Origin of the sequence: Aquimarina litoralis (assembly GCF_039523995.1) — a bacterium.
Classification (GTDB): domain Bacteria; phylum Bacteroidota; class Bacteroidia; order Flavobacteriales; family Flavobacteriaceae; genus Aquimarina; species Aquimarina litoralis.
Map to the genome: position 1 here is coordinate 239866 of NZ_BAAAGE010000004.1, position 25510 is coordinate 265375.

24 protein-coding genes are annotated in these 25510 nt (G+C 31.5%); 12 read left to right on the forward strand and 12 right to left on the reverse strand.

Features of this window, described 5'->3' with window-relative positions:
• Window positions 1-72: 72 nt before the first annotated feature.
• Entirely contained in the window at window positions 73-1251 is a 1179-nt protein-coding gene (locus tag ABD077_RS20045) for a GlmU family protein (RefSeq protein WP_343914012.1), read from the forward strand.
• A 95-nt stretch (window positions 1252-1346) separates the two neighbouring features.
• Here ABD077_RS20045 and ABD077_RS20050 read toward each other — a convergent pair whose 3' ends face one another.
• Together ABD077_RS20050 and ABD077_RS20055 are read right to left on the reverse strand one after the other, a co-directional pair.
• Window positions 1347-2408, reverse strand: coding sequence for a hypothetical protein (locus ABD077_RS20050; protein ID WP_343914013.1), 1062 nt, complete (start codon window positions 2406-2408; stop codon window positions 1347-1349).
• A 203-nt stretch (window positions 2409-2611) separates the two neighbouring features.
• The gene (locus ABD077_RS20055) at window positions 2612-4132 is read right to left on the reverse strand and encodes an ABC transporter substrate-binding protein (protein WP_343914014.1); all 1521 of its coding nucleotides are present in this window, start codon (window positions 4130-4132) and stop codon (window positions 2612-2614) included.
• A gap of 241 nt (window positions 4133-4373) precedes the next feature.
• Here ABD077_RS20055 and mtaB point away from each other — a divergent pair, with 241 nt between their 5' ends.
• On the forward strand, window positions 4374-5684 hold the full coding sequence (mtaB, locus tag ABD077_RS20060) for a tRNA (N(6)-L-threonylcarbamoyladenosine(37)-C(2))-methylthiotransferase MtaB (protein ID WP_343914015.1): 1311 nt from the start codon (window positions 4374-4376) through the stop codon (window positions 5682-5684).
• 81 nt (window positions 5685-5765) lie between these two features.
• Here mtaB and ABD077_RS20065 read toward each other — a convergent pair whose 3' ends face one another.
• Complete coding sequence (locus ABD077_RS20065) at window positions 5766-6068, reverse strand: N-acetyltransferase (protein WP_299608094.1); 303 nt, start codon at window positions 6066-6068, stop codon at window positions 5766-5768.
• Window positions 6069-6350: 282 nt separating this feature from the next.
• Here ABD077_RS20065 and ABD077_RS20070 point away from each other — a divergent pair, with 282 nt between their 5' ends.
• From ABD077_RS20070 to ABD077_RS20080, 3 genes are all read left to right on the forward strand, one after another.
• Window positions 6351-7010, forward strand: a complete 660-nt coding sequence (locus tag ABD077_RS20070; protein WP_343914016.1) for an alpha/beta hydrolase — start codon at window positions 6351-6353, stop codon at window positions 7008-7010.
• A gap of 72 nt (window positions 7011-7082) precedes the next feature.
• Window positions 7083-8030 carry a lytic transglycosylase domain-containing protein gene (locus tag ABD077_RS20075; RefSeq protein ID WP_343914017.1) on the forward strand — a complete coding sequence of 316 codons (948 nt, stop codon included), beginning with the start codon at window positions 7083-7085 and terminating at the stop codon, window positions 8028-8030.
• Window positions 8031-8103: 73 nt separating this feature from the next.
• Window positions 8104-8472, forward strand: a complete 369-nt coding sequence (locus ABD077_RS20080) for a sulfite exporter TauE/SafE family protein (protein WP_299899479.1) — start codon at window positions 8104-8106, stop codon at window positions 8470-8472.
• Window positions 8473-8583: 111 nt separating this feature from the next.
• Here the strand turns inward: ABD077_RS20080 and ABD077_RS20085 are convergent, their stop codons facing one another.
• The 3 genes from ABD077_RS20085 to ABD077_RS20095 form a co-directional block, all read right to left on the reverse strand.
• Complete coding sequence (locus tag ABD077_RS20085) at window positions 8584-9726, reverse strand: glycerophosphodiester phosphodiesterase (protein ID WP_343914018.1); 1143 nt, start codon at window positions 9724-9726, stop codon at window positions 8584-8586.
• 239 nt (window positions 9727-9965) lie between these two features.
• Window positions 9966-10802: a TlpA family protein disulfide reductase gene (locus ABD077_RS20090; RefSeq protein ID WP_343914019.1), complete on the reverse strand. Its 837-nt coding sequence runs from the start codon at window positions 10800-10802 to the stop codon at window positions 9966-9968.
• A 148-nt stretch (window positions 10803-10950) separates the two neighbouring features.
• Window positions 10951-11466: a tetratricopeptide repeat protein gene (locus ABD077_RS20095; RefSeq protein WP_299607571.1), complete on the reverse strand. Its 516-nt coding sequence runs from the start codon at window positions 11464-11466 to the stop codon at window positions 10951-10953.
• A 171-nt stretch (window positions 11467-11637) separates the two neighbouring features.
• Between ABD077_RS20095 and rpmH the strand changes: the two genes are divergently transcribed.
• The 7 genes from rpmH to ABD077_RS20130 all read left to right on the forward strand — a co-directional run bounded on the left by rpmH (window position 11638) and on the right by ABD077_RS20130 (window position 18790).
• Window positions 11638-11796, forward strand: a complete 159-nt coding sequence (gene rpmH / locus ABD077_RS20100) for a 50S ribosomal protein L34 (RefSeq protein ID WP_081414554.1) — start codon at window positions 11638-11640, stop codon at window positions 11794-11796.
• A 110-nt stretch (window positions 11797-11906) separates the two neighbouring features.
• Entirely contained in the window at window positions 11907-14759 is a 2853-nt protein-coding gene (gene carB / locus ABD077_RS20105; protein WP_343914020.1) for a carbamoyl-phosphate synthase large subunit, read from the forward strand.
• A 113-nt stretch (window positions 14760-14872) separates the two neighbouring features.
• Window positions 14873-15400, forward strand: a complete 528-nt coding sequence (locus tag ABD077_RS20110; RefSeq protein ID WP_343914021.1) for a YybH family protein — start codon at window positions 14873-14875, stop codon at window positions 15398-15400.
• 114 nt (window positions 15401-15514) lie between these two features.
• Window positions 15515-16492, forward strand: coding sequence for a hypothetical protein (locus tag ABD077_RS20115; protein ID WP_343914022.1), 978 nt, complete (start codon window positions 15515-15517; stop codon window positions 16490-16492).
• On the forward strand, window positions 16493-18241 hold the full coding sequence (locus ABD077_RS20120) for a carbamoyltransferase family protein (RefSeq protein ID WP_343914023.1): 1749 nt from the start codon (window positions 16493-16495) through the stop codon (window positions 18239-18241).
• Window positions 18228-18629 carry a hypothetical protein gene (locus ABD077_RS20125; RefSeq protein ID WP_343914024.1) on the forward strand — a complete coding sequence of 134 codons (402 nt, stop codon included), beginning with the start codon at window positions 18228-18230 and terminating at the stop codon, window positions 18627-18629. Before ABD077_RS20120 ends, ABD077_RS20125 begins: the two co-directional genes overlap by 14 nt.
• Window positions 18630-18631: 2 nt before the next feature.
• Window positions 18632-18790, forward strand: coding sequence for a DUF5989 family protein (locus tag ABD077_RS20130; RefSeq protein WP_343914025.1), 159 nt, complete (start codon window positions 18632-18634; stop codon window positions 18788-18790).
• Here the strand turns inward: ABD077_RS20130 and ABD077_RS20135 are convergent.
• From ABD077_RS20135 to ABD077_RS20155, 6 genes are all read right to left on the reverse strand, one after another.
• Window positions 18782-19936 (reverse strand): SGNH/GDSL hydrolase family protein, encoded by a 1155-nt coding sequence (locus ABD077_RS20135; protein ID WP_343914026.1) that lies wholly within the window; start codon window positions 19934-19936, stop codon window positions 18782-18784. The two genes, ABD077_RS20130 and ABD077_RS20135, sit on opposite strands and share 9 nt — an antisense overlap.
• 89 nt (window positions 19937-20025) lie before the next feature.
• The gene (locus tag ABD077_RS20140) at window positions 20026-20982 is read right to left on the reverse strand and encodes an acyltransferase family protein (protein ID WP_343914027.1); all 957 of its coding nucleotides are present in this window, start codon (window positions 20980-20982) and stop codon (window positions 20026-20028) included.
• 68 nt (window positions 20983-21050) lie between these two features.
• Window positions 21051-22016, reverse strand: a complete 966-nt coding sequence (locus ABD077_RS25255) for an acyltransferase family protein (RefSeq protein ID WP_425545900.1) — start codon at window positions 22014-22016, stop codon at window positions 21051-21053.
• A gap of 2 nt (window positions 22017-22018) precedes the next feature.
• The gene (locus ABD077_RS20145) at window positions 22019-22678 is read right to left on the reverse strand and encodes a methyltransferase (protein WP_343914028.1); all 660 of its coding nucleotides are present in this window, start codon (window positions 22676-22678) and stop codon (window positions 22019-22021) included.
• 9 nt (window positions 22679-22687) lie between these two features.
• Window positions 22688-24211 carry a B12-binding domain-containing radical SAM protein gene (locus tag ABD077_RS20150; RefSeq protein WP_343914029.1) on the reverse strand — a complete coding sequence of 508 codons (1524 nt, stop codon included), beginning with the start codon at window positions 24209-24211 and terminating at the stop codon, window positions 22688-22690.
• Window positions 24212-24772: 561 nt separating this feature from the next.
• Window positions 24773-25507: a class I SAM-dependent methyltransferase gene (locus ABD077_RS20155; protein ID WP_343914030.1), complete on the reverse strand. Its 735-nt coding sequence runs from the start codon at window positions 25505-25507 to the stop codon at window positions 24773-24775.
• Window positions 25508-25510 lie beyond the last annotated feature (3 nt).

Below are 25510 nucleotides of genomic sequence, written 5' to 3' on the forward strand. Positions count from 1 at the left end.
GGAGGAAGCTCAGATTTACAAAACAAATATCAATAGAAAACCAAATAGAACAAACATATCATCTAAACAACTATGAACTATATTCTTTTTGATGGGGCTTCCAGAAATGCATTGTTGCCTTTTACCTATACACGTCCTGTGGCAGATATTAGAATCGGAATTTTAACCATTCGAGAAAAATGGGAAAAATATCTGGGATATACTACTTCTACGGTTACCGAGGATTACCTAAGTGAAAAGTATCCAATGGTAGAAGTGGAAGAAAACGTAATGATTAATGCTTCATTTCTACCAACAAAAAATTTGGTAGTAATGATTCAGAACTTACAGCCAGAACAAGCTATCTTTTATGAAGATGAGCCTATAGCTTTTTATACCAAAGAAGATCAGGAAGTAGATTTTGATACCTATGATGTCATACAATATAATTATGACGTATTAACGGTAAAAAATACCTGGGATATTTTTTCTAAAAATGAAGAAGCGATCAAAGAAGATTTTGTGTTGCTTATAGAGGATAGAACCAGTGAACCCATTCCAGAGAGTGTGCGGGTGATTGCACCAGAGAACATATTTATCGAAGAAGGAGCGAAGCTAGCGTTTGTAACCTTAAATGCTTCTAATGGTCCTATTTATATAGGGAAGGATGCAGAAATTATGGAAGGCAGTTTGATCAGAGGACCTTTTGCCTTATGTGATCATGGAACGATTAAAATGGGAGCTAAGATATATGGAGGTACTACAGTAGGGCCGTTTTCTAAAATAGGAGGAGAGGTAAGTAATTCTGTGATATTTGGATACTCTAATAAAGGACATGATGGATTTATAGGGAATACTGTACTTGGAGAATGGTGTAATTTAGGAGCAGATACGAATACATCTAATCTTAAAAATAATTATGCTCCTGTACGATTGTGGAGTTATGAAACCGAAGGATTTGCGAAAACTGGATTGCAATTTTGTGGATTAATGATGGGAGATCATTCTAAATGTGGAATCAATACCATGTTTAATACAGGAACCGTGGTTGGTGTAAATGCTAATATTTTTGGGAGTGGTTTTCCGCGTAATTTTGTACCTAGTTATAGTTGGGGAGGAAGTAATGGTTTCTCCACCTATTTAACCAAAAAGGCTTTTGAAGTAGCAAAAGTGGTGATGGCAAGACGTAAAATAGATTTTACGGAAGAAGATCAAAAAATCCTAGAGCACGTTTTTGAAGAAACAAAAACTTGGCGAAAGAGTTATGAATAAAATCTTGTTAAGTTATAAAGTGAAAAAGGGTAGTAAGTTTTCTTACTACCCTTTTTATATAAACTAAGATACACTTTTACAATAGTGCTAATTTTTTATTGTCTTGTAAAGAAAGATCTTATAGCTTCTTCTCCAGGATCATTTACGGTAAATGTAGTGCTAGTAACTTCTTCCAAAGTGATAGAATAAGCATCACCGTTTTCATATGTTGCAGGATCTCCATTTATTGTTTCGTTAAAAATAACAAGGGTTAAGCTAGATTCTTCTTCGTCATATGCCCAATATCCAGTCGCTGCATAAGCATACTCTTCTTCATCAAAATATGAAGCTTGGCAATTTTCTACAGTTTCAGAATAATTAAAGTCTTTGGTAGATTCATTATATGTTTCGGATAGTGTTCCATCTGCATTAAACGTGATCTTAGCTAAGTTGATAGTATAACAATACGCATCATCTATAGTTAAGCTAGTGTCATTATTACAAGTAACTGTGCTAGAATCACAAGTTTCTTCACCAACGATGTCTGTATCTGTTTCTCCTGCGTATGTAATTTCTTCTTTAGTAAGATTCCAAGTACCTACTAAATTAGGGTTTCCTCCCCAAGCTTCTACTTCTACGCATACTTCTACTGGTTGACTAATATTTCCTTCAGTATCATAGATACAGATTAGGTAACAAAAAGTACCTGGAGATACTGTATCTTCAAAATCTATATCAATTTCAACGTCTTGATTTTTGGATTGATTTTTAGATTTACCAAATAGTGTCTTTGCTTTATTATTAGATCTATTAGGACCGGTCACATTCCAGTATTCATCTGCCATAGTTCCATCGGCTGATTGTAATTGAATATAGGCTCCTGCGTAATTTGTTGGCGCTGTAAAGTTGATATCAAAACCATTCTTCTGAAAACCGGATTGTGTTGTTTCGCTAAGGCTAAAAGGTAGTGTTCCTGTTGGTGCTGGTGCGTCACCAGGTACTTGTGTACCATTACTGATAATAATTCCGTCAGAAACATCATCGGGATTTAAAGAAACTTCTTCGGTTGGATCTGGAGTTACGGTAACAACTTCTGGTCCGTTGTTAGAATCATCGTCACTACAAGAAACTGCAGCTAGAAGCAATGATGCCATTGCAAATACATACGTTTTTTTCATCTGTTTTTTTCTTTTTAGATTAAGTGTCAGATAAAATTTACCAAAGAATAAAGAGGTTTTTAAAGCCTTTATTTCGATGGTTGATTTTAAAAGATTTGGGTTAATTAAAATTAATCGATGCCGAATATAGGGAAAATTTACCGATAAAATACATTTTTTACCGATGAAAAGTTGGTTTTCTTAACTTGATGGTTTTTTAGTATCTATTTTTCTTTCCAAACTCGTTTTAAAACCAGGAAGTTTTGTGGATTATTGGTAAGTCCTTTTACATTTTTTTGAACAAATCGCGTAGCTTGATCATAATATAATGGAACAATAGGTGCGTGCGCAATCACAATAGAATCCATTTTGATATATAATTGTTCTCTTAGTGTTGGATCTGTTACAGAAAAGCTTTGTTCGTAGAGTTGATCAAAAGTGTCGTTTTTAAAATGGGTGTAATTAGGGCCGTTTGGTGTAAAGTTTTTGCTGTAGAAAGGAGATAAGAAGTTTTCAGCATCTGGGTAATCCGCAATCCAACTCGCTCTAAACGTATCCAGTTCACCACTCCATTTCTTTTTTCGAATGGTCGCAGGTGTCATGACATCCACAATAACAGTAAGTCCTACTTTCTCCATTTCGCGTTGGATAAATTCAAATAGGCTTTGGTAATTGTTATCGGTAGCAATCCTTATGGTAGGAGTTTTATTTCCACTTACTCGTATATACTCTTTAATCAGTTTCTCTGCCTTTTCTGGATGATATGTATATCCTTTTTGTTGATTATAGCCTTGTATCCCGTTTGGTATAAAACCACTATTAGCAGGTGTTCCCACTCCGTTTTTGAGATAGGTGATCATTTTTTGCCGGTCGAAACCGTAATTAATGGCCTTTCTGATGAGTTCCGATTTTACTTCGTCATTTTCACCATCTAGATAAAATCCTAGATATTCAGAATTTAGATAAGGGCTTTTGGTAAATGTAATTTTATCTTTAAACTTTTCTCTTAATTTACCACTAGGTGTTAGTAGCTCATCTTTATAAGACGCATCTAAACTGTTTAGGAAATCAATTTTACCTTTTGCAAATTGTAAAAACTCAGTTTGTTTATCAGGTAAAAAAGTCACAGCGACAGCTTCAAGATAAGGTAGTTGTTTTCCTGTAGCGTCTTTTTCAAAATATAATTCGTTTTTACGAAGAACGAGTTTGATATTTTCTTCCCATAATTTGAATTTAAACGGACCTGTACCAATGGGATTCGCTCTAAAATCACTTCCATAAAATTCTACAATTTCTTTGGGTACTACAGAACAATAGCGCATACTCATTAGTCCAAGAAATGCAGGAAACGGTTTTTTTAATTGAATCTGAAAGGTGGTATCGTTAATAGCTTTATATTTTTCCACGTTTTTTAAAACCCAATTCCCTGGAGAAGCTACTTTAGGATCTATAAGACGATTAAAGCTATATTCAAAATCTTGTGCAACAACAATTCTGGTACTGTCTGTTGTTTTGAACTCTGGATGTTTGTGGAATTTTATATCATTTCTTAAAAAGAAGGTGTATGTTAGGTTGTCATCACTAATATTCCAATGTTTGGCAATATCGGGTTGTACATGCAAAGAATCATCAAGTTGCACCAAGCTGTTGAATAGTTGATTTGTGGTCCAGATAATCGGAGGATTTCGGGCAAAAGCAGGATCTAAGGTTTGGATATTAGAATATTCGTTATAACGAAATATCAAATGTTCTTTGTTCTTATTGTTAGTCTCGTTACAAGAAATACAAAGAAGGCAAAAGTAAACTACTACAAAATAGTTAGTTAAAGAAGTTAATTGGTTGATTTTCAATTTTAGTAAACGAATTATTGTTGGTATCTTTGACGGCTTTTAATTAGGATACTAACAAAAGTTGGAATCATTGATTAAAAACCAGTGTAAATATAAATAGATTTCTTTCCTTGTGGAAATGACTTTATAAATATTGATGAGAAAAAAAGTTGCTTTTTATACCTTAGGTTGTAAACTGAATTTTTCGGAAACCTCTACCATTGCCCGAAGTTTTACGGATGAAGGCTTTGATCGTGTAGATTTTTCTGAGAATGCAGATATTTATGTAATCAATACATGTTCTGTTACTGAAAATGCTGATAAAAGATTTAAAACCATTGTAAAGCAAGCGCAAAAGTCTAATCCTGATGCTTTTGTGGCAGCTGTAGGTTGCTATGCGCAGCTAAAACCAGAGGAACTTGTAGCTGTTGATGGTGTTGATTTGGTATTGGGTGCCACAGAAAAATTTAAAATCACAGATTATATCAATGATCTATCAAAAAATGAGTTTGGAGAAATCCATTCTTGTGAGATAGAAGAAGCAGATTTTTATGTAGGAAGTTATTCGATAGGGGATCGTACACGTGCTTTTTTAAAAGTGCAAGATGGATGTGATTATAAATGTACCTATTGTACAATTCCGTTGGCTAGAGGAATCTCTAGAAGTGATACATTAGAAAACGTATTAAAGAATGCAAAGGAGATTTCAGAACAAGGAATTAAAGAGATTGTTCTTACCGGAGTAAATATTGGTGACTACGGAAAAGGAGAGTTTGGGAACAAAAAACATGAGCATACCTTTTTTGAACTGGTTCAAGCCTTGGATAAAGTTGATGGTATAGAGCGATTGCGCATTTCTTCAATAGAACCGAACTTGTTAAAAAATGAAACGATAGGTTTTGTTTCTCAGTCGAGAACTTTTGTTCCTCATTTTCATATTCCTTTACAATCAGGAAGTGATGAAGTGTTAAAAATGATGCGACGCAGATATTTGAGTGATTTATATGTAGATCGTGTAAAAAAGATCAAAGAGGTGATGCCACATGCTTGCATTGGAGTAGATGTTATTGTTGGTTTTCCGGGAGAAACAGATGATTATTTTTTAGATACCTATAACTTTTTATCAGAACTGGATATATCGTATCTACATGTTTTTACTTACTCTGAAAGAGAAAATACAGTAGCAGCTTCCTTGGATGGAGTAGTACCGCATAATGTACGAAAAAAGAGAAGTAAGATGTTACGAGGGCTTTCTGTAAAGAAGAGAAGAGCTTTCTATGAGAGTCAGATTGGAACCGAGCGAACAGTCTTATTCGAATCTGAGAATAAAGAAGGGTACATTCATGGTTTTACTGAGAATTATGTAAAAGTAAAAATGCCTTGGGATCCTTCTTATGTAAATACCTTGCAAAAGGTGAAATTGACGCATATTGATGATGATGGTATGGTGCGTTTTGATTTATTATAAAAGGAATCTTGTAATATGTAATAAAAATAAAAAGCCTGCTGATCAGCAGGCTTTTTATTTTTTCTAATTTACTTAGTGCGACTATATATTAATGCCAACAGGAAGTAAGTCTTTGTATTTTCTTCTATTCTTTCGCATAAACTTAGCGATAATAGGGCTCGTAGGAACAAGTCTAATATTACGCTCTTCGATAATATTAAAAACAGCTACTATAAAATCTTCTGAATATCCCTTTTCAATTTGCTCTTCGCTCATTACAAGCTTTGTTAGGAATATTTTTCTCTCTTGTTGAGCATACTCGATCTTTGATTTCTGACCTTCAATAGTAGTCTCGAATTGTCTTAGGAATTCATTGTCTACTATCTCTAATTCGACATCGCTCATGTTCTCCATATGTTTTAATTTACTATTTAAAAAATTAAAAGATTTTCGAAAGCCATAGCTGCTTTTTAGAAAATTAAAATAGCATAAAAACCATGTAAAAGTTGGATGGAATTTTGTTAATTTGTAACAAGCCTAACTAAGATTTGTTAGTTTATTTTTTTCCTTTTACAATAATTTAATACCCTGTTTACTTTTTTCTGATAAAGTATTGCTATAGTTTTGAGCTGCAAAGATAAGAAAATTAGAACTTTAAACTGATAAATCACTGTTAAAATACCTAGTATGAAGGAAGTTACCCATGTTTATTTCGTTCCAGGCATGGCTGCAGATGTATCCATTTTTGAATTTATAAAATTACCGGAGTCATCTTATCAGACCCATATGCTTCCTTGGAAGATTCCGAGTAAGAACGAATCTATTGAGGTGTATGCCAAACGAATGTGTGAGGACATCGAGCATGAAAATTGTGTGCTCATTGGTGTTTCTTTTGGAGGGATTATGGTTCAGGAAATGAGTAAGTATTTGAAATTAAGGAAGTTGATAATTATTTCAAGTGTAAAAAATAAATATGAATTACCTAAACGAATGCATATTGTTCGCAAGACCAAGGCTTATAAGCTAATGCCTACTTCTTTGGTTTCTAAAATTGATAACTGGGAAAAATTAGCTTTTGGAGACTTCGCCAAAAAAAGAGCAGCGATGTATCAAAAGTACTTATCTGTTAATGATAAAACGTATTTAGATTGGGCTATAGAAAAAATAGTTTGCTGGGATCAGGAGGAATCTATCGATGGGATAGTTCATATTCATGGAGATAAAGATATCGTTTTTCCGATTTCGTATGTAGATAGCTGTATTACAGTAGAAAAAGGCACTCATGTCATGATTATTAATCGTGCAAGGTGGTTTAATAAGCATTTACCCGAAATTATTGAGAATTAATTACCGATATTCCAATATTTTACATTATTTTGGAAACTTAGAAAGTATTTCCCCTATAAAACCTACTTAAACATGAAGATGATTAGAAAAATGCTGATTTTTTTAGGTGTGCTATTTACCTTTAGTATTTTGGTTAACGCCACCCAAGAAGAACCTCAAAAACCAATTGCACAAGAACTTTTAGAAGAAAAGTTGATTAATGACTACAATGTCTATGCTGTGCCTATGCCTGAAAATATCAATTTTGCAGGTGAGCTAGTTCCGGTAGAAAATCCCGATATTCGAGAGCGAATGGATAGAGAACTGTTAGTAAATACGTACTGGCAATCTAATGGATTATTACTCTTTAAAAGAGCCAATAAATATTTTCCGATTATAGAGCCAATTCTAAAAGAAGAAGGAGTTCCTGATGATTTCAAGTATCTTGCAGTGATCGAAAGTAGTTTAACTCAAGCTGTTTCTCCAGCGAGAGCTACGGGTTTTTGGCAAATTCTTAAAACTACTGGAAGAGAATATGGTCTAGAAGTAAATAATAATGTAGACGAGCGTTATCATATAGAAAAATCTACAAGAGTTGCTTGTAAGTATTTAAAAAATGCGAAAGAGCGTTTTGGTAGTTGGACATTGGCCGCAGCTGCATACAACGCGGGTCCGGCTGGAATAAACAAACAATTGCAACGACAAAAAGCAACTACCTATTATGACCTTCTGTTAGGACAAGAAACTGGAAGATATGTGTTTAGAATTGCTGCCGTAAAGGAAATCCTCAGTAATCCTAAAAAGTATGGGTTTAATTTTAGTCAAAAAGACTTATATGAATATATTCCCACTTTTAATGTATTAGTAGATGAGCCTATAGCAGATTTTAATGACTTTGCAGCAAAGTATAATATCAATTATAAAATCTTAAAATTACATAATCCTTGGTTACGCGAAGCGCATCTTAACAACGGTACTGGTAAGGAATATTTAATTAAAATTCCTAGAGAAGGATATTATAAAACTGGAATGGGACAATAAATTTCATTGTTTTTCTAAAATATTTACACCTTTTATCTATGCGTGATTACTACAATTATCGTAAAATTGTGGTATGGATACAATGACTATTATTTCGTTAGTGGTAATTGGACTACTAGCGGGTTTTCTTAGTGGAACTATGGGAATAGGAGGGAGTGTTGTTATGATTCCTCTTTTAATCTTATGGGTTGGTTTTACCCAGCATCAAGCACAAGGTACTAGTTTAGCTGTGCTTTCAGTTCCTGTAACACTATTAGCAGCATTTAATTATTATAAAGAAGGGCATGTAAATTGGAAGTTTGCAGCGATTATTGCGATAACCTTTATTGTAGGAGGTTATTTAGGCAGTAAATTGGCTATTTCTGTTAATCAGTCAACACTAAAAAAAATATTTGGTGGTGTACTTTTATTAGTAGCACTTAAAATGATTTTTGGAAAATAAACCCTTTATTCAAACTAATACAATTTTTTAATATCAATGACAAAGCCTCTTTTTAATTAAAAAGAGGCTTTGATATAAATAGAATAATTTCTTAGTCTATATATGCACCTATTAATTTTGCCATGTGGCTAAGGCATTAACTGCTTCATCTGTATAATCCGTAAAAAGACCATCCACGCCTGCATCAAAAAATAAATGATATTCTGTCTCAGGATTACCAGCACTCCATTGCGTATTTTCGTTACGGAATGTATATGGATGTACTAATAAATTGTTTTCATGTGCTAATGTTACAAAATCCGTTGGACGTAATAAAGTAAGCTCTCCAGAATCTTCTGTTTTGTACGAAATAATGAAAGGTTTCCAAGGGCCAATTCCATCTGCATAACTAGCAGTGAATTCCATTCCTTCTCTAGTAGTAAAAAATTCATAGGTTCTAGGATCTCCATTACTATAAAAGTCGAAAGGAGAGCCATAGGATATGAAGTCACCTTCTGGTACGTTGTAATCTAGAGATCCATCTTTGTTAATATTATAAGTAGAAATTAATTGTACAAGTTTTACAGAAGACTTGTTATTGATATATTGTAATGGTTCTACTTCAAAGCACTGAACAAATACTGGAGCACTTTTTCTGTTTATATGAAATTTAGAAAGCACTTGTAATAATTTATTCTCCATAAAATGTGTTCCAAAAATTTCATTATGAAATAGAGGATGTTTAATCTCGGGATAGATACCTACAGTTCGACCTCTTTTAATAGATTCTTTTTTTGCAAGTAAGATAATCTCCTCAAAAGTTGGGATATCAAATAGGTTATCAAAATCGGTTGGTCTACCATTAAATGGTTGTATCGCTTTCAGAGTTTTGATTTGAGCAAGAGTGAAATCTGAGGCAAACCAATCGGTAATCATTTTACCATCTAAGTTTTTAGTGGTTTTTAAATTAGCAAACTCAGGAAGTTCAGAAACATTTGTTGTGCTGGAAAGAAAAGGTTCATGACGAGCAATTAGATGACCGTCTTTGGTAAGTACTAAATCTGGTTCGATAAAATCTGCATCCAATTCAGCGGCTCTAGTATATCCCTCTAAAGTATGTTCTGGTAAAACTGATTGTGCACCTCTATGAGCAATTATTAAAGGTTTTTGATCATCACCAGATCCTGGATCTCCACTGGAATCATCTATGAAGTCGCAAGAGGTAATCGTCGTAATAATTAATGATAATAGTGTAATACGTTTAAGAGTTTTCATTTTTGTAATTTTAAATTTCACACAAGAAATGAAACTTAAATTAGCTTATTGTAAAACTAAGGTTACACTACGATCACCTGAATACTAACAAGGTTAAATTTTTGAGATACGTGATATGAATACTATATGTAAAAAGGTATAACAAGACTTTTTAATGATAATCTATCTTGATAAGATTGAAGATAATTGTAATCTTGGTAAGTAATAATTAATAATTAAAAGATAAAAGGATCTTCTTACTAATTATTTTTTCTTCGTTGATTTTCTAAAGAGTCTTTTTCTCTTCGATAGCGTTCGTACTCTTCATCGATATCACGTTCTTCTTGGGTACGAGTATCTCCTCTTTCTCTAGACTTTTTCTTTTCTTCCTCTTCAGCTTTAGGAACTAATTCACCTTTAGCATCAAGATCTGCTATTAATAAAGAAACACCTTTGGATAATGAGTTATAGTGTATTGTATAAGAATTACTTAGTGTTTCACTAGAGTGATGTGTAACAATTTTACGAATATCTAATAACTTCTTTTCGTTATCCATAAAATACATCATCGGAAAACCTAACGAATGTTTTAGGTTATTAATAATGTAGGAGTTTTGATTCGTAAGTTCATTAACATATAGAAGCTGTATGTTTTCACTATATTCACCTACTTTCTCCTTTAACCTTTCTTTTGTGTCCCAAAACAAGACAATAAAATCAATTTGATCATGAAATTTATCAGCAAGGTCATTTAGTGCTGGTATTTCTCCTATACCAGGAACACACCATGTCGCATAGGTTATAAGAAATATAGGTTTTTCTATTTCTTTAAATGAGATAGGCTCTCCTTTTAAAGGACTCATTTTAAAATCGTCCATATAAGTTCCAACCAGATGATTTTGAACTAAAGAATCAAATAAGAATTGCGCATATTCCAGATCTTGGTCTTTGTATGCCTCATTACTTTTGAGATTATATTTTTTGATATGAGCTGCAACAGCTATGGAAAAAGGAACTTTTCTTTCTGTTTGTCCAATTTGTCCAAAAGTATTTCCAATACACAAAAAGAGTATTCCTAGAATTAATATTTTCTTCATTACAACCTTGTTACGATAGCTAAAGTACTATAAAGTCTTTAAAAATAACAGTTTTCGTAGTGTAAAACGTTATTTTTTGGTCTCAGTACACTATTTATTTCACCCCTAAAACTAATAGATAACGTAATTGTAGGTACAATTAGTGTGCCTAAATTCTTTTCATTTGTTGTTTCATCATGGAGATTTGCTCTTTTAGCATACCATGCTTATCTAACTTTTTAGCTTCGGTAAGTAAATTTTGAGCTTCACGCTTTCTGCGTTTGGTCATTGCAATTCCTGCTAGGTTAAGTTTAGCAACTGCCAGATCCTGATTCATCGATAGACCAAGTTTGATTGCTTTCTTTAAATATTTTTCTGCTTGCGTAATATTTGTTTGAGACAACATGATCCCTAAAAGATAGTTATAGTATCCTTGTTGTTTTGTTGTTAAAGCACTTTCTGGATTTTTGATTTTATCTAACCATTTTTTTGCTCCAGGAAAATCTTGTTTACGTAATCTTAGAAAAGCTAATAGGATTAGTTCATTTTTAAAATATAAGAATACAAAAACTGAAGCTAGTAAAATTAGCATGATCCCATTACCAATATATCCTTCTATCATTTGCCAAATGGCAGTTCCAACAATTAATGCGGCTATTACTAATTTAATATTTTTGTTATACATGAAATCCGTTATTTTTTAATCGCGGCAAAGGTAATAAAAACAATTAAAAAATTTTGATAATTAGGTTTGCGAAAGTAAAAACTCTTCGTATATTTGCCCGCAGTTTTGGGATGAGATGCCCAATAGGTATTTAAAAAGAGATTTCAAGAAGATATATAAAGAGAGATAGCAATGAAAAGAACGTTTCAACCATCGAAGAGAAAGAGAAAAAACAAACACGGTTTTAGAGAGCGTATGGCTTCTGCTAATGGTAGAAAGGTCCTTGCTCGTAGAAGAGCTAAAGGTAGAAAAAAGCTATCTGTTTCTTCTGAATTAAGACACAAGCACTAATGATTGTAGTGCAGTAAAAATATTAAGGTGTTACTTTTAGGAGTAACGCCTTTTTTTATATCTAGTCAATACCTATAAAATATTTTTAATTTTTCAATACCAACACCAAAATGCCAAAAGATCAAAAACTAAAAAGTATACTAATCATTGGATCAGGTCCAATTATCATTGGACAAGCTTGTGAGTTTGACTACTCAGGATCGCAAGCACTACGTTCATTAAGAGAAGATGGAATAGAAACAATATTAATAAATTCTAATCCAGCGACTATAATGACGGACCCTTCAATGGCAGATCACGTATATCTAAAGCCATTGAATACTAAATCTATTATAGAGATTCTTAAGAAGCATCCTAATATAGACGCAGTATTACCAACTATGGGAGGACAAACTGCTTTGAATTTATGTATCGAAGCAGATGAAAAAGGAATTTGGGAAGATTTTGATGTAGAGATTATTGGTGTTGATATCGATGCAATCAATATTACTGAAGACCGTGAAAAGTTTAGAGAATTAATGCTTCAAATTGGTGTTGGAATGGCACCACAAGCAACTGCAGGGTCTTATTTAAAAGGAAAAGAAATTGCTCAGGAATTTGGATTTCCTTTAGTAATTAGAGCTTCTTATACCTTAGGAGGAGCAGGAGCATCTTTTGTATATAAAGAAGAAGATTTCGATGAATTACTAACTCGTGGATTAGAAACATCTCCAATCCATGAAGTAATGATTGATAAAGCACTAATTGGTTGGAAAGAATATGAATTAGAGTTATTAAGAGATGCCAATGATAACGTAGTTATTATTTGTGCTATCGAAAATATGGATCCAATGGGTATTCATACTGGAGATTCTATCACAGTAGCTCCAGCAATGACACTTAGTGATAAGACATATCAGAAAATGCGTGATATGGCGATCCATATGATGCGTAGTATTGGTGAATTTGCTGGTGGTTGTAACGTACAATTTGCTGTGAGTCCTGATGAAAATGAAGACATCATCGCAATTGAAATCAATCCTCGTGTATCTCGTTCTTCGGCATTGGCATCGAAAGCTACTGGATACCCAATTGCAAAAATCGCTGCTAAATTGGCTATTGGATATACGCTAGATGAATTAGATAATCAAATTACAAAATCTACTTCGGCATTATTTGAGCCTACATTAGATTACGTAATCGTAAAAATTCCTCGTTGGAACTTTGATAAGTTCGAAGGTTCTGATCGCACTCTTGGACTACAAATGAAAGCAGTAGGTGAGGTGATGGGAATTGGACGTTCTTTCCAGGAAGCATTACATAAAGCTACACAGTCATTAGAAATTAAAAGAAATGGTCTTGGTGCAGACGGAAAAGGATATAAAAACTACGATCAGATTATCGAGAAACTAACTTATGCTAGTTGGGATCGAGTTTTTGTAATCTACGATGCTATTCAGATGGGAATTCCGTTAAGTCGCATTCATGAGATTACTAAGATCGATATGTGGTTCTTAAAGCAATACGAAGAACTACATTTATTAGAAAAAGAAATTTCTACTTATACCATCCAATCATTAACTAAGGATTTGATACTGGAAGCGAAACAAAAAGGATTTGCTGATAGACAAATTGCGCATATGGTAGGTTGTTATGAAAGTGAAGTATATAATAAAAGAGATGAACTCGGAATTAATAGAGTTTATAAACTGGTAGATACTTGTGCAGCAGAGTTTAAAGCGCAGACACCTTATTTCTATTCTACATTCGAAGCAGAAACGCAAACTCCAGAAGGAGAAGTAATTGTTGCTAATGAAAGTGTAGTTACCGATAGAAAGAAAATCGTAGTATTAGGTTCTGGTCCTAACCGAATTGGACAGGGAATCGAGTTTGATTATTGTTGTGTGCACGGAGTTTTAGCATCTGCAGAATGTGGATATGAAACGATTATGATTAACTGTAACCCAGAAACTGTTTCTACGGATTTTGATACAGCGGATAAATTATATTTCGAACCAGTTTTCTGGGAGCACATCTATGATATCATCAGGCATGAAAAACCAGAAGGTGTTATCGTACAGCTAGGAGGTCAAACAGCATTAAAATTGGCTGAGAAACTAGATCGTTATGGTATTAATATCATCGGAACGAGTTATAAATCTCTTGACCTTGCTGAGGATCGTGGAAGTTTCTCTACACTATTAAAAGAGAATAATATTCCTTATCCAGAATTTGACACAGCGGAGACGGCAGATGAAGCATTGGCAGTGGCGGATCGTTTAGATTTCCCAATATTAGTACGCCCATCGTATGTATTAGGAGGTCAAGGAATGAAAATTGTGATCAATAAACAAGAGTTAGAAGAGCATGTGGTTGATTTACTTCGTAAAATTCCTAATAACAAACTATTATTAGATCACTATTTAGATGGTGCTATTGAAGCAGAAGCAGATGCAATCTGTGATGGTGAAAATGTATATATCATTGGAATTATGGAGCATATCGAGCCTTGTGGTATCCACTCTGGAGATTCGAATGCAACATTACCGCCTTTTAACCTTGGAGAATTCGTAATGCAGCAAATTAAGGATCATACACATAAAATTGCCTTAGCTTTAAATACTGTTGGTTTGATCAATATTCAGTTTGCTATAAAAGATGATACAGTATATATCATCGAGGCAAACCCAAGAGCATCCAGAACGGTTCCTTTTATTGCAAAAGCATACGGCGAACCATACGTTAATTATGCTACGAAGGTAATGCTAGGAGAAAAGAAAGTTACCGATTTTGATTTCAAACCACACTTAGAAGGGTATGCAATAAAACAACCGGTATTTTCTTTTAATAAATTCCCGAATGTAAATAAGAAACTAGGTCCAGAAATGAAGAGTACTGGAGAAAGTATTTTATTTATAGATGATCTTAAGGATGATCAGTTCTATGATCTATACGCTAGACGTAAGATGTATTTGAGTAAATAATTTTATACTGCATATAACTAAAATCCCGTTTTTTAACGGGATTTTTTTGTTAGGATATATTAGTTATGGATTATTAGCATACCTTTAGATAGATTAAACTTTAAATATTGATGATGACTAATAGCAAAATAGTAATACGAGTATGTTTTCTTTTTGGGTTTATACTATCCAGTTTCAGTACTTTGGCGCAAACTAGTAGCATTGAAATACAACAACATATAAATAAAACTGTTTGGGCTTCTTTTCAAAAAGCATATGAAGCTAGAGATGCTGATGCCTTAAATGCAATTTATGCAACCCATGTAATTAGAGTTACGCCTAATGGAATTGATACAAAGGATAAGTTTAAACGTAAGAATATAGAGAGTTTTAAAGCTTCTAAAGAAAGTAAGACTGAGATCAAACTCGATTTTTGGTTCGATTCTCGACATACCAATGAAGATACCTCCTACGAAGTTGGTTTTTATAAAATTGGGCTGACTACCAACGGAAAAAATCAATACATATATGGTCAATTTCATATTGTATTAAAAAAGATAGAAGGAGTTTGGAAGGTTACTCAGGATTGGGATACCACTACGATTAATGGTCATAAGATATCTGAAGAAGATTTTAGTAAAAAAGAACCTTTGAAGTTTTGAGATTTGACTTTTCAATTCGCTATATAAAACGAATTTAAGTTTATATTTAGCTAGTGGTGTACTATTACGACCAAATGACCATAAATCCAGAATATATTATTAATTAAATTGTTTATGAAGAAACTTTTTAAGAGAGTACTTCAAGGTATTATTATTATTCTAATGGTAGCCGTGCTTTTTGAAATGTCTTATAGGTTCTATATCATTGACTTTTATGATGTCGAGTTTAATAGTTTAAATAAAGATCAAAGTGGATCTTTAGAAAATGTAGATTATTTGATTATTGGAGATTCTTTTTCGACCTATCCCGATAATTATGTTGAATTACTTAGAAAGAAATATCCTAATAAAACAATTATTAACTTAAGTGTACCTGGCACAGGAATTAAGCAAGTAAATAGTTTTGCAAAGTCTAAGATTAAAAAGTATAACCCAAAAAATATAATCTATCAGGTGTATGCGGGTAATGACTTGGTCGATGTAAAACATTTGTCTAATTGGAAGGAGCTGTCCATGCCAAGGAGTATTTATTGGAAGGTTACAGATTACTTACAGTCAGGAATATTTTTAAATCAAAGATTAAAAAAATACAACCCTAATATTAAGACTTCCTATTCTGATACAACAGAGTTTTCACCGACTCGCTATAATTCTAGAGAAAAGTTACTTTTTAGAACAAATAAAGATTTTCTTTATAAAAGTATTGTCTTAGATAATGGTTTTGAAAATAGATATGATATCTGGAAAGATGGTATGACCAGTTTTTTAAATAAAATTAAAGTCGAAAGTAATGTGTATGTCTTTTTTATTCCACATTGTTCACAACTTAATGATTACTATTTTTCTAATATGCAGCAACTTAATGCACATTTTGAAAATAAAGCTTCTTTCCAAAAGGTAGATTATCATTTTTTTACCAAGGCAGAACAGGATTTTGAGGAATATAAAAATGTTACTTTTTTGAATCCAATTTTATATCTTAGACAAAAGGATCACGAATTGAATCGTTTATATTTTAAGAATGATCCACATTTAAATGCAAATGGACAGGTGGAGATTTTTAATTTTTTAGATAATTCAATTTTTAATTAAATGTATATACTGGGGATTTCTGCATTTTATCATGATTCTGCATGTTGTTTGCTAAAAAATGGTCATATTATTGCTGCTGCCCAAGAAGAACGTTTCTCAAGAAAAAAACATGATCCTTCATTTCCCCAAAAAGCTATTCAGTTTTGTCTTACTGAAGCAGGTATTGAAGTGTCATCTATTTCTTTAGTTGTTTTTTACGAAAAACCGTTTCTAAAATTTGATAGAATTATTAATTCTGTACAATCTAATACGCCTTTCGGTTTTTCTTTTTTTAGAAAGTCTATAAAAAGTTGGACAAAAACTAAGCTTTGGATTCCTGCAATAATTAAAAAAGAATTAGAGTATTCGGGTAAAATATTATTTGCGGAGCATCATGAATCTCATGCGGCAGCTACTTTTTTTACATCTCCGTTTTCAGAAAGTGCCGTAGTCACTATAGATGGAGTTGGAGAAAAAGCTTGCACTACCATTGGTGTGGGAAAGAATAATAAAGTCAAAATTCTTAAAGAACAACATTATCCGCATTCTTTTGGTTTATTGTATAGTGCGTTTACACAATATTGTGGTTTTAAAGTAAATTCCGGAGAGTACAAATTAATGGGATTAGCACCTTATGGGAACCCAATCTATAAAGAGTTAATTCTTCAACATTTTGTAACTATATCTAAAGAAGCTGAAGTAGTATTGAATCTAAAGTATTTTTCTTTTGATAAAGGAAAATCGACAATAAATGATGCTTTCTGCGATGTGCTTGGACAAAAAGCGAGAAAACCAGATGACGGAATGTCTTCTTTCTATAAAGATGTTGCAAGTTCTATTCAATCTATAACTGAAGATTTTTTATTCTTACTCATGAAGTATGTTAAAAAAATCACTAAAATGAGCAATGTATGTTTGTCAGGTGGTGTGGCTTTAAATTGCAAAGCAAATGGAGAGTTGTTATTAAAAGAGATCTTTGAAAATATTTGGGTGCAACCTGCATCAGGTGATGCAGGCGGAGCAGTTGGAGCTGCCTTTGTTGGCTACTATCATTATCAGGAAAACGAAAGACTATTTTTGAAAAATGATTTATTAAATCAAGCTTATTTGGGTATAAGCTACACTGAAAAGACAATTTTAGATGTTTTACAAAAATATGATGTTACATATGTTAGAGAAGATGATCTCGAATTATGCGATCGTATTGCAACAGCATTACAACATAAAAAAATAATTGGATGGTTTCAAGGAAAGATGGAATTTGGTCCTAGAGCTCTTGGAAATCGAAGTATTTTGGCGAGCCCTCTTTTTGAGGACATGAAGAGGCATGTGAATATGAGTATTAAAAAGAGAGAAGGATTTAGACCTTTTGCACCAATTGTTTTGGAAGATAAAGCTGAAGACTGGTTTTCTAAGATAGAGACGTCAAAATATATGTTGTTTACTTTTAAAAGTGATAAAAAGAGCAAGATACCTTCTTGTATTCATGAGGATGGTACTGCTAGAGTACAAACATTACAGGAAGAAGAGAATCCTCTTTTATATAAATTAATTTCAACTTTTGAAGAAAAGACATCTTGTCCTGTTTTAATTAATACTTCGTTTAATGTAAGAGGTGAGCCAATCGTAGCTTCTCCTTTAGATGCTCTAAAGTGTTTTTTTCAAACGGAAATGGATATATTGGTTTTAGGCAATTTTGTTATAGAAAAAGATCATAATATAAAGGTTAATTCTATTTTAACTAAACAATTACAATATGAGTTGGATTAAGGATAATATTAGTATTGTAAAGAAAAACAGTTTAAATAAAAAAAAACAAAGACAATTTGGGAGTTTGATTGTTGCTTTTTTATTATTAGTGTTTTTTGTTTCTGTTTATAAAGAAGGTCTTGTGTTTAATGATAAACAAAAGATTTCCTTCTTTGTTTCTTCATTATTAGTAATATTTACATGGGTGTTTCCCATAATCTTTTTTCCATTTCTTTTTATATGGTTATTTATTGGTAATATTTTGGGAGAGATAACTTCTTTTGTTATTTTAGGGATTGTTTATTATGTCTTGTTTACTCCTATATCCTTATTCTTAAAAAAGAAAGAAAATACAGGTTGGATAGAAAAAAACATAGACGCAGATGTAGACTATGAAAAACTATATTGATTATGAATAAATCCGGAATTTTTTTAGAATTCATAAAGTTTCTACTAAAGCAAAAAAAGTACTGGTTAATTCCTATTATTATTGTTTTAGTTTTACTTGGAGCATTGGTTCTTTTTACTGAAAACTCTGTATTGTCTCCATTTGTATATACATTATTCTAACTCCTCATTTTTTTTATTCAACACGGGTTTTAGATATTTCATCATTTTTTGAGCTACTACGTAATTACCATATTCTCCCGTATGACAAAAATCAACATATATTGTATTGCTTTCATTGTCAAAAGTATTACTTATATCCACAAAAGTACTGTCTTTACTCATTAAAGAATCTTTTCTAATAAAATCATACGAAAGATCATAAAGGTTTTCGTAATAATCTTGTTGTTTAGCTAAAATCTTTTCGGCTTCTGTTAATTGACTTTTCGAATATATTACTGGTTGTAAAAAATTAAATGTAATAAAATCATATGAGGAATCGAGAGCTTTAGATATTTTTACATAACTGGTGTAGGAGCTCGCTACATCTTTTGCTAGTTCATCGGATCTAGGGTCTAATTTAGGATAAAATTTACCTGTTGAAAGTTTGGCACGTAACGTTTTTGTAAGTCTAAAAACATTACTTGATTTTAGAAATAACCGAATTCTATTTTTATAGTCATAACCAAGATTAAATTCTTTTTTTCTGTTAAAAGCATTGGTAGGTAATCCAGCTTCGTTATTTTGATGTGCAGAAATAATTTCATTTACACCATCATAAAAAATAACGATATCAGGAATATTATTCTTAGCAATTTCTTTTAGGAATTGAACATTTTCCATAGCCCTGGTATACCCATGACATCCAAAATTTGTTATTTCTATATTTAGTTCTGGATACGACTTATAAATTAATTTTGAAAGCTCAGAAGGAATACTATAGTGATCCCTTGCGCCTCCTCCAAACATAGTAGAACCTCCAAAACAAAATATTTTTATTGCAGAAGTAGAGTCCTTTAAATTTAGGTTTAGTGTAGATCGAATCCCTTTGTTATTGATACTATGATGTTTCGCCTTCATTTCTTTAAGTCGATATCCAGTATATGCATCCCATTGCATATATTGGACTCTTAGTTCTCTATAGATCTCTTTAGGAATTTCAGGGTCTAAATCTCCATAGACGCCACTGTCGATAATTCTTTGGGTATTAGAATCAATACCGCTCTTGTCATAATAGGAGTAAAAAATACCAAGGAGAATCTCGAGTAATACTATTAAAATAATAACATTTCTTAATACTGTATATGTGGTTTTAGCCCATTTCTTCATTTAAATTTTTTTAGAGTTGAATTAAACAGAAAAAAATATTGGATTATAAAATTCTAAATTTTACAAACATGTCTGAAATACTTTTGTTTTTATAATAGATATTTGACTTTAGTGTTAATTTTTATCAAAATATAACTTAAAAGAAATGACAGAATGATGGTTGTCACTGTTAATGATATTGAATCTAAGTTATATAAACTAAAAATAAGAAATATTACCAATGGATGAATCAGATATATCCCTACAGAAAAGGAGGATAAGAGATTACTGTTTATTTTTGAATTCATCGTAAACGTAAAAGAAATAATCAAAAGAATTGGAGCTAGTAGTAAGAAAGAAAAGTGCATATTTAAAACAATTTCTGATGTTAAATAATAATAGTTTAGTAGACTATCGATCACTACAAATAGGTAGCTAAATACTAATAAAATGATTGCTTGAATTTTATTAAATTTAGTATGATATCCTTGTTTTCTGATGATGTATCCAATGCTTAAAAAAGGAAACCCATAAAATAAAAAGCTTCTATGAAATGGTGGAAAATTCAAGATTTTATCAATCAACGGAATGTTAGACATTACATGAAATTTACCTAAATACTGAATAGTGACACCTGTTATGAATAGAATAATTGAAAGTATAAGAAGTGATGAACTAGGAAGGTTTTTAAATTTATATAACATGAACCCTCCGAATAGTAATGCTGTCAAATACCATAAATGGTTGAATCCAAATAGAAAGCTTTGTATTATTTTAAAAAGATTAACGCTTTTAAAATCAATCCAAAATGGAGAATATATTAGCATCCAAACGAGATACAATATTCCTACTCTTATAAACCATCGATTGACATTTTTTTTTCTAAATATATCGAATAGAAAAAAACCGTTAATACAAAAGAATAGTGGAATTACAATTTTAAAAATACCATTAGAAGTAATTTGATACACTATTTTGTTATGGTCATACAAAAACCTACAATGTAATCCTATTACTAGTACCGCTGCAATAACTTTGATAACATCTAAGAGTATATTTCTATTCATAGATTGCAAAACTTAAAGTTTTGTATGGTTTAAACAACAAAATCTTTTCTCCTGTTAATCTCACTTTACTAAAATAAATACTTTATTTTTTTATTCAATTGTATTAATAGAAAGCTAGAAATTATGGATAGTAAAATTGTAACTAAAGTTAATGATATTGATTCTAATTTGACAAAGTAGGTAATAAGTACAATAATTAAAGGATGTATTAAATAAAGCGCAATAGAATAATTTGATAACAACTTGCTATTTACCTTAGAATCAATTTTAAATGAAAAAGCCGATAGCAATAGAACAGGACCTGCTAAAAAACAGGAAATACTTATAATACTAAATGTACGGTCAATATAATAGTAATAGTTTAGAATACTTTCTATAGTAAGTAATACAAAGCTAATAATTATAAGACTTAGTGTTTGTTGCTTCTTTAATTTTAAGTGAAAGTTCGAACGTCGGATGATATATCCAAGTGTTAAAAAAGGTAAATCAAAGAACAAGAAATTACGATGTGAAGGAGGGTAATTTACTAGTTTTACAAGGATTTCAGGTTTTGAAATGATATTTAAATCACCCAAACTTTGAATGGTATATCCAATTAGGTAAAGAATAAACATACTTATCAGCAATGTTTTGTTGGAATATTTTCGGATCATATACAATAAGATTCCACCTACTAAAAAAGAAGCTACATACCATAGATGGTTGAATCCAAAAATTATGTTTAGTAGAAGTTTTATTGGATTATTATAATTGGGTGCAATCCAGAAATATCCAAAAAACAGCATCCATATCATATATAAAATTGCTATACGTCTTCGCCATAATTTGAAAGTACCATTCTGAAAAACAGTATATAAAAAAAAACCATTGACACAGAAAAAAAATGGAATTACAAATCTTAAAATACCATTTAAAGTAATATAATTTATAAATGGATAATAATCATATAAAAACCCGCAGTGAAAAGCAATGACAAGAAGAGAGGATATTACCTTTAAAATATCGAGTAATATGTTACGGGAATGTGTTTGCAAGTTTAAGTTGGTTTTTGAATATTAAAAATATAATTTTTCTCTCCTACAACACTTTTTTCCAAAATTAATTCTAAGGAAAGCCCATTTTTAATGGCTAATTTTTTAATATGACTAATTTCACAATCTTCTGATAAAATCATCCATGTGTTTAATGCTAGATGACGAGGCAATTGTAAAAAAAGCTCTTTGAAATATTCAAAATTTTCACCGCAGAACCAAGCTTTTTCCTTTATGTTTTTAGGGTTTTTGGGATAATATGGAGGGTTGATAATGATATAGTCAAAAACTTGATCATCAATTTTATCAAAAAGATTTGAATGAAATATATCTAGGGTCAGGTTATTTTGGATAGAGGCGTCCTTTAATAATTCGATGGCGGTTGGATTAATATCAGTAGCAGTTACGCGAGCCCCCTTGGAAGCAGCCAATAGAGAAATGATTCCAGATCCACATCCCAATTCTAATAGAGATTTATTTTTTAATGATAATTGTAACAAGTAGTCCAAAAGAATTTTAGTACTTATGGTAAAATGAGGTGGAAAAACTTCTGGATGAATTACAACTTCTATATTTTCATATTTGAACTTTCGTTTTTTTAAATGATAAGTGTCAAATGCTAGTTTAGCAATTGGAAATATTTTTTTCTTAATTTTTTTTAGCATGTTAACTAATTATTCAGAGTAGAAACCTTCAATTTCTGGTTGGCGATATTTCCAAATTTTATGTAATACCTTTATTTCGTAAGGAAATTTATAAAATTGATATTTAAAACGATATCCAGAGACTAATTTAAGTAACCATTTTTTATATCCTTTTATTCTAAAATCAGAAGCAGTGGGATAATACCCATTTAAAACAGTTTCAAAATTTTGAATTTTATCAATCATATATGGTTTTAACCAAGGTGTTAATGGATTTTTTCGAAGATCAAACTTTTCCCAGCTAGGATCAATCCATTCTTCTAGATTTTGAGGAAAAGAAAAGCCAGCATCTACAATCTGTTGGTATAGTTCAGATCCCTCTGTTGGTACTGGACTGTATAAATAGATGATTATTTCTGCATCGGGATTTATTGTTTTAATGTCTCTTATGAAATTAATATCCCAAAGAATTTGCTCATATACTTTTTTTTCATTTTCTCCGGGAAGTCCTAACACAAAAGAAAGTTCAGGAATTATATCAACCTTTTTCATGCGTAATACAAAATCCTTGATCATTTGACCACTTTGCGTACCACCCTTGTTCATTTGTTTTAATACTTCGTCATTACCAGTTTCTGCACCCAAAAAGATCATCCTACAACCAGCTTTTCTCATATAATGAAGTTCTTCATCCGAATACTTGTTAATAGTATCAATTCTTCCTTCTCCCCACCATTGGATATTGTCATTTATTACCAATTTGGAAAATTCTATTACACGTTTTTTCGAGGTAAAAAAGTTATTGTCATGAAATTCTACAGCATCAATATTATATTTCTCCTTAAAATAGGAAACATCTTTGTATACAGTAGCTGCAGATTTAGCTTTCCATTTTGCATTATATATGGGAACTACAGCACAGAAAGAACATGTAAAGGGGCAACCCATACTAGAATGATAAGCAAAAGTTCTTCGTCCCATAAAAGTCTTAGCAAGATATCCTTCTAAAGGATAAAAGGTATTGAAATATTCATAAGGATAGGGAGGAAGTGTATCTTGATCTAATAAAGCTTCTTTTACAGTTTGTATGATTTTATCATTCTCATCTTTATAAATAAGATTTCTAATTAATTGTAATTTTTGATCACTTTTACCTTCTAAAACATCTAATAATTGCGGAAAAGTATTATCACCAGGGCCATTTATGATATAATCTACATACCCCGAATTTAGCGATACTTTATATTGATTAGAAGCGAAATAGCCACCCCAAATAGTGATAGCTCCAGAATAGCGCTCTTTTATTTTTTTTGTGTACGGGATAGCTTGTTTTAGTTGAGGACCAGGCATCACAGTCAAACAAAAATATTTAAATTCTCCTGTATCAAAATATCCTGAAATTGTTTTCCATGGGTCAGATTCCATGTTGCCATCAATTAATACATAATCATATTTTCCATGGATTGCTGCTCCTACTTGGATAATTGTATTGGGTAGCCGATGCTTGGCATTCGCACTTCTAGGATTGAATATGATAATTTTGTTATTCTTCATAGTCTAGAAGGAATTACAAAATTTTTAGGATACGAGAAATGCAGTATTGTTTTCGATAAATTAGATTGAAATTGTCTTAGAACAATGGATTGGTAAGTTTCTTGCACAAAATTCCAATCTGGGGTATAAATACTGTTTACCTTAATAAAAAAGTTGTTTAGAGTGAAAACATATTTTTTAGGAAAATAGTGTTTGTTAATATTTGTAATTAAAAAAGTATTCACTAAAAAAAATATCAATATAATTCGTAAATATTAAAGAAACTCCTGTTATCATTAACTACAGAATGAGTTAAATATACAGCAAATATTGTTTTTAAGAAATATTATTAAATTAGTTTTTTTAAAAGTATTATAATATATTTTAAAGTTAAATTCTTACTGGGATTTTCTCTATCTAACTGAAACTTTTCGTAGTATAATCATTATACTATTATAACTCTTTAGATAAAAAGAATAGATTCTCCTAGTTTAATAGGTTTTATCTACACTCTATAAGATTTACGTTATTTTTAGTAGTTACAATATCAATATTTGATATTTCAGTTATTAAATACAGAAACTACTTTATTTTTTGTATCAAAAAGTTTGGATTGCTATTAATGATGCGGTAATTAGTAAGAGTTTTGATGTATTTAATGAATTTAGAACTGCCATAATGTAAATGTCTTGCAGAATCGTCAATTAAGATATAGCCGCCTTTTAGCAATAGTTTGTCGGTATTATGGAAATCAGATTTGGTTTGTTCGTATGAATGATCACCATCTATATAACAGAATGCGATTTTATCATTGAGATGAAATTCTCTGCCAAAAACGTCTACTAAGAGGTCATCAGTGAACCACTTTTCAAAGAAGACATCAGATAGTAAATTACAAGTATGTGGTAATTGGTCTTTATTAAAAAAGATGGTAGTGTTAATAAATGAATTTTTTATGTAATCCATGTAGGTTTTTCTGCTAATATCTGTTCTTCCATCTATGTAATCATTTTTATCTACATTTTTGTGGTCATTAAATCCTTCATAAATCCAAGCGTCACAGCCTACCATTTTATGATGTTTGTTATTCTTTTGAAGTAAATATAAAATTAGGTTAGTTGATAATCCTCCGTATGAACCTATTTCTAGAACACATCCGTTATTGGGCATATTTTTAATGGCTTTATCTATTAAATAAATATTACCTTCATGCAGCATTCCTTCTCCAATTACAGAACAACGTAATCTTTTGATAAAATCATCGTCGATGGTTTTTATTTTTGCATTTTGAAGTTTTCTAATGACTTTTGTGATCATTCT

Bases quoted from the DNA above. Each gene is read 5' to 3' on its own strand.
- ABD077_RS20045 (WP_343914012.1), top strand. From the start codon at position 73: ATGAACTATATTCTTTTTGATGGGGCTTCCAGAAATGCATTGTTGCCT.
- ABD077_RS20050 (WP_343914013.1), bottom strand. From the start codon at position 2,408: ATGAAAAAAACGTATGTATTTGCAATGGCATCATTGCTTCTAGCTGCA.
- mtaB (WP_343914015.1), top strand. From the start codon at position 4,374: ATGAGAAAAAAAGTTGCTTTTTATACCTTAGGTTGTAAACTGAATTTT.
- ABD077_RS20065 (WP_299608094.1), bottom strand. From the start codon at position 6,068: ATGAGCGATGTCGAATTAGAGATAGTAGACAATGAATTCCTAAGACAA.
- ABD077_RS20070 (WP_343914016.1), top strand. From the start codon at position 6,351: ATGAAGGAAGTTACCCATGTTTATTTCGTTCCAGGCATGGCTGCAGAT.
- ABD077_RS20075 (WP_343914017.1), top strand. From the start codon at position 7,083: ATGAAGATGATTAGAAAAATGCTGATTTTTTTAGGTGTGCTATTTACC.
- ABD077_RS20080 (WP_299899479.1), top strand. From the start codon at position 8,104: ATGGATACAATGACTATTATTTCGTTAGTGGTAATTGGACTACTAGCG.
- ABD077_RS20085 (WP_343914018.1), bottom strand. From the start codon at position 9,726: ATGAAAACTCTTAAACGTATTACACTATTATCATTAATTATTACGACG.
- ABD077_RS20090 (WP_343914019.1), bottom strand. From the start codon at position 10,802: ATGAAGAAAATATTAATTCTAGGAATACTCTTTTTGTGTATTGGAAAT.
- ABD077_RS20095 (WP_299607571.1), bottom strand. From the start codon at position 11,466: ATGTATAACAAAAATATTAAATTAGTAATAGCCGCATTAATTGTTGGA.
- rpmH (WP_081414554.1), top strand. From the start codon at position 11,638: ATGAAAAGAACGTTTCAACCATCGAAGAGAAAGAGAAAAAACAAACAC.
- carB (WP_343914020.1), top strand. From the start codon at position 11,907: ATGCCAAAAGATCAAAAACTAAAAAGTATACTAATCATTGGATCAGGT.
- ABD077_RS20110 (WP_343914021.1), top strand. From the start codon at position 14,873: ATGACTAATAGCAAAATAGTAATACGAGTATGTTTTCTTTTTGGGTTT.
- ABD077_RS20115 (WP_343914022.1), top strand. From the start codon at position 15,515: ATGAAGAAACTTTTTAAGAGAGTACTTCAAGGTATTATTATTATTCTA.
- ABD077_RS20120 (WP_343914023.1), top strand. From the start codon at position 16,493: ATGTATATACTGGGGATTTCTGCATTTTATCATGATTCTGCATGTTGT.
- ABD077_RS20125 (WP_343914024.1), top strand. From the start codon at position 18,228: ATGAGTTGGATTAAGGATAATATTAGTATTGTAAAGAAAAACAGTTTA.
- ABD077_RS20130 (WP_343914025.1), top strand. From the start codon at position 18,632: ATGAATAAATCCGGAATTTTTTTAGAATTCATAAAGTTTCTACTAAAG.
- ABD077_RS20135 (WP_343914026.1), bottom strand. From the start codon at position 19,936: ATGAAGAAATGGGCTAAAACCACATATACAGTATTAAGAAATGTTATT.
- ABD077_RS20140 (WP_343914027.1), bottom strand. From the start codon at position 20,982: ATGAATAGAAATATACTCTTAGATGTTATCAAAGTTATTGCAGCGGTA.
- ABD077_RS20145 (WP_343914028.1), bottom strand. From the start codon at position 22,678: ATGCTAAAAAAAATTAAGAAAAAAATATTTCCAATTGCTAAACTAGCA.
- ABD077_RS20150 (WP_343914029.1), bottom strand. From the start codon at position 24,211: ATGAAGAATAACAAAATTATCATATTCAATCCTAGAAGTGCGAATGCC.
- ABD077_RS20155 (WP_343914030.1), bottom strand. From the start codon at position 25,507: ATGATCACAAAAGTCATTAGAAAACTTCAAAATGCAAAAATAAAAACC.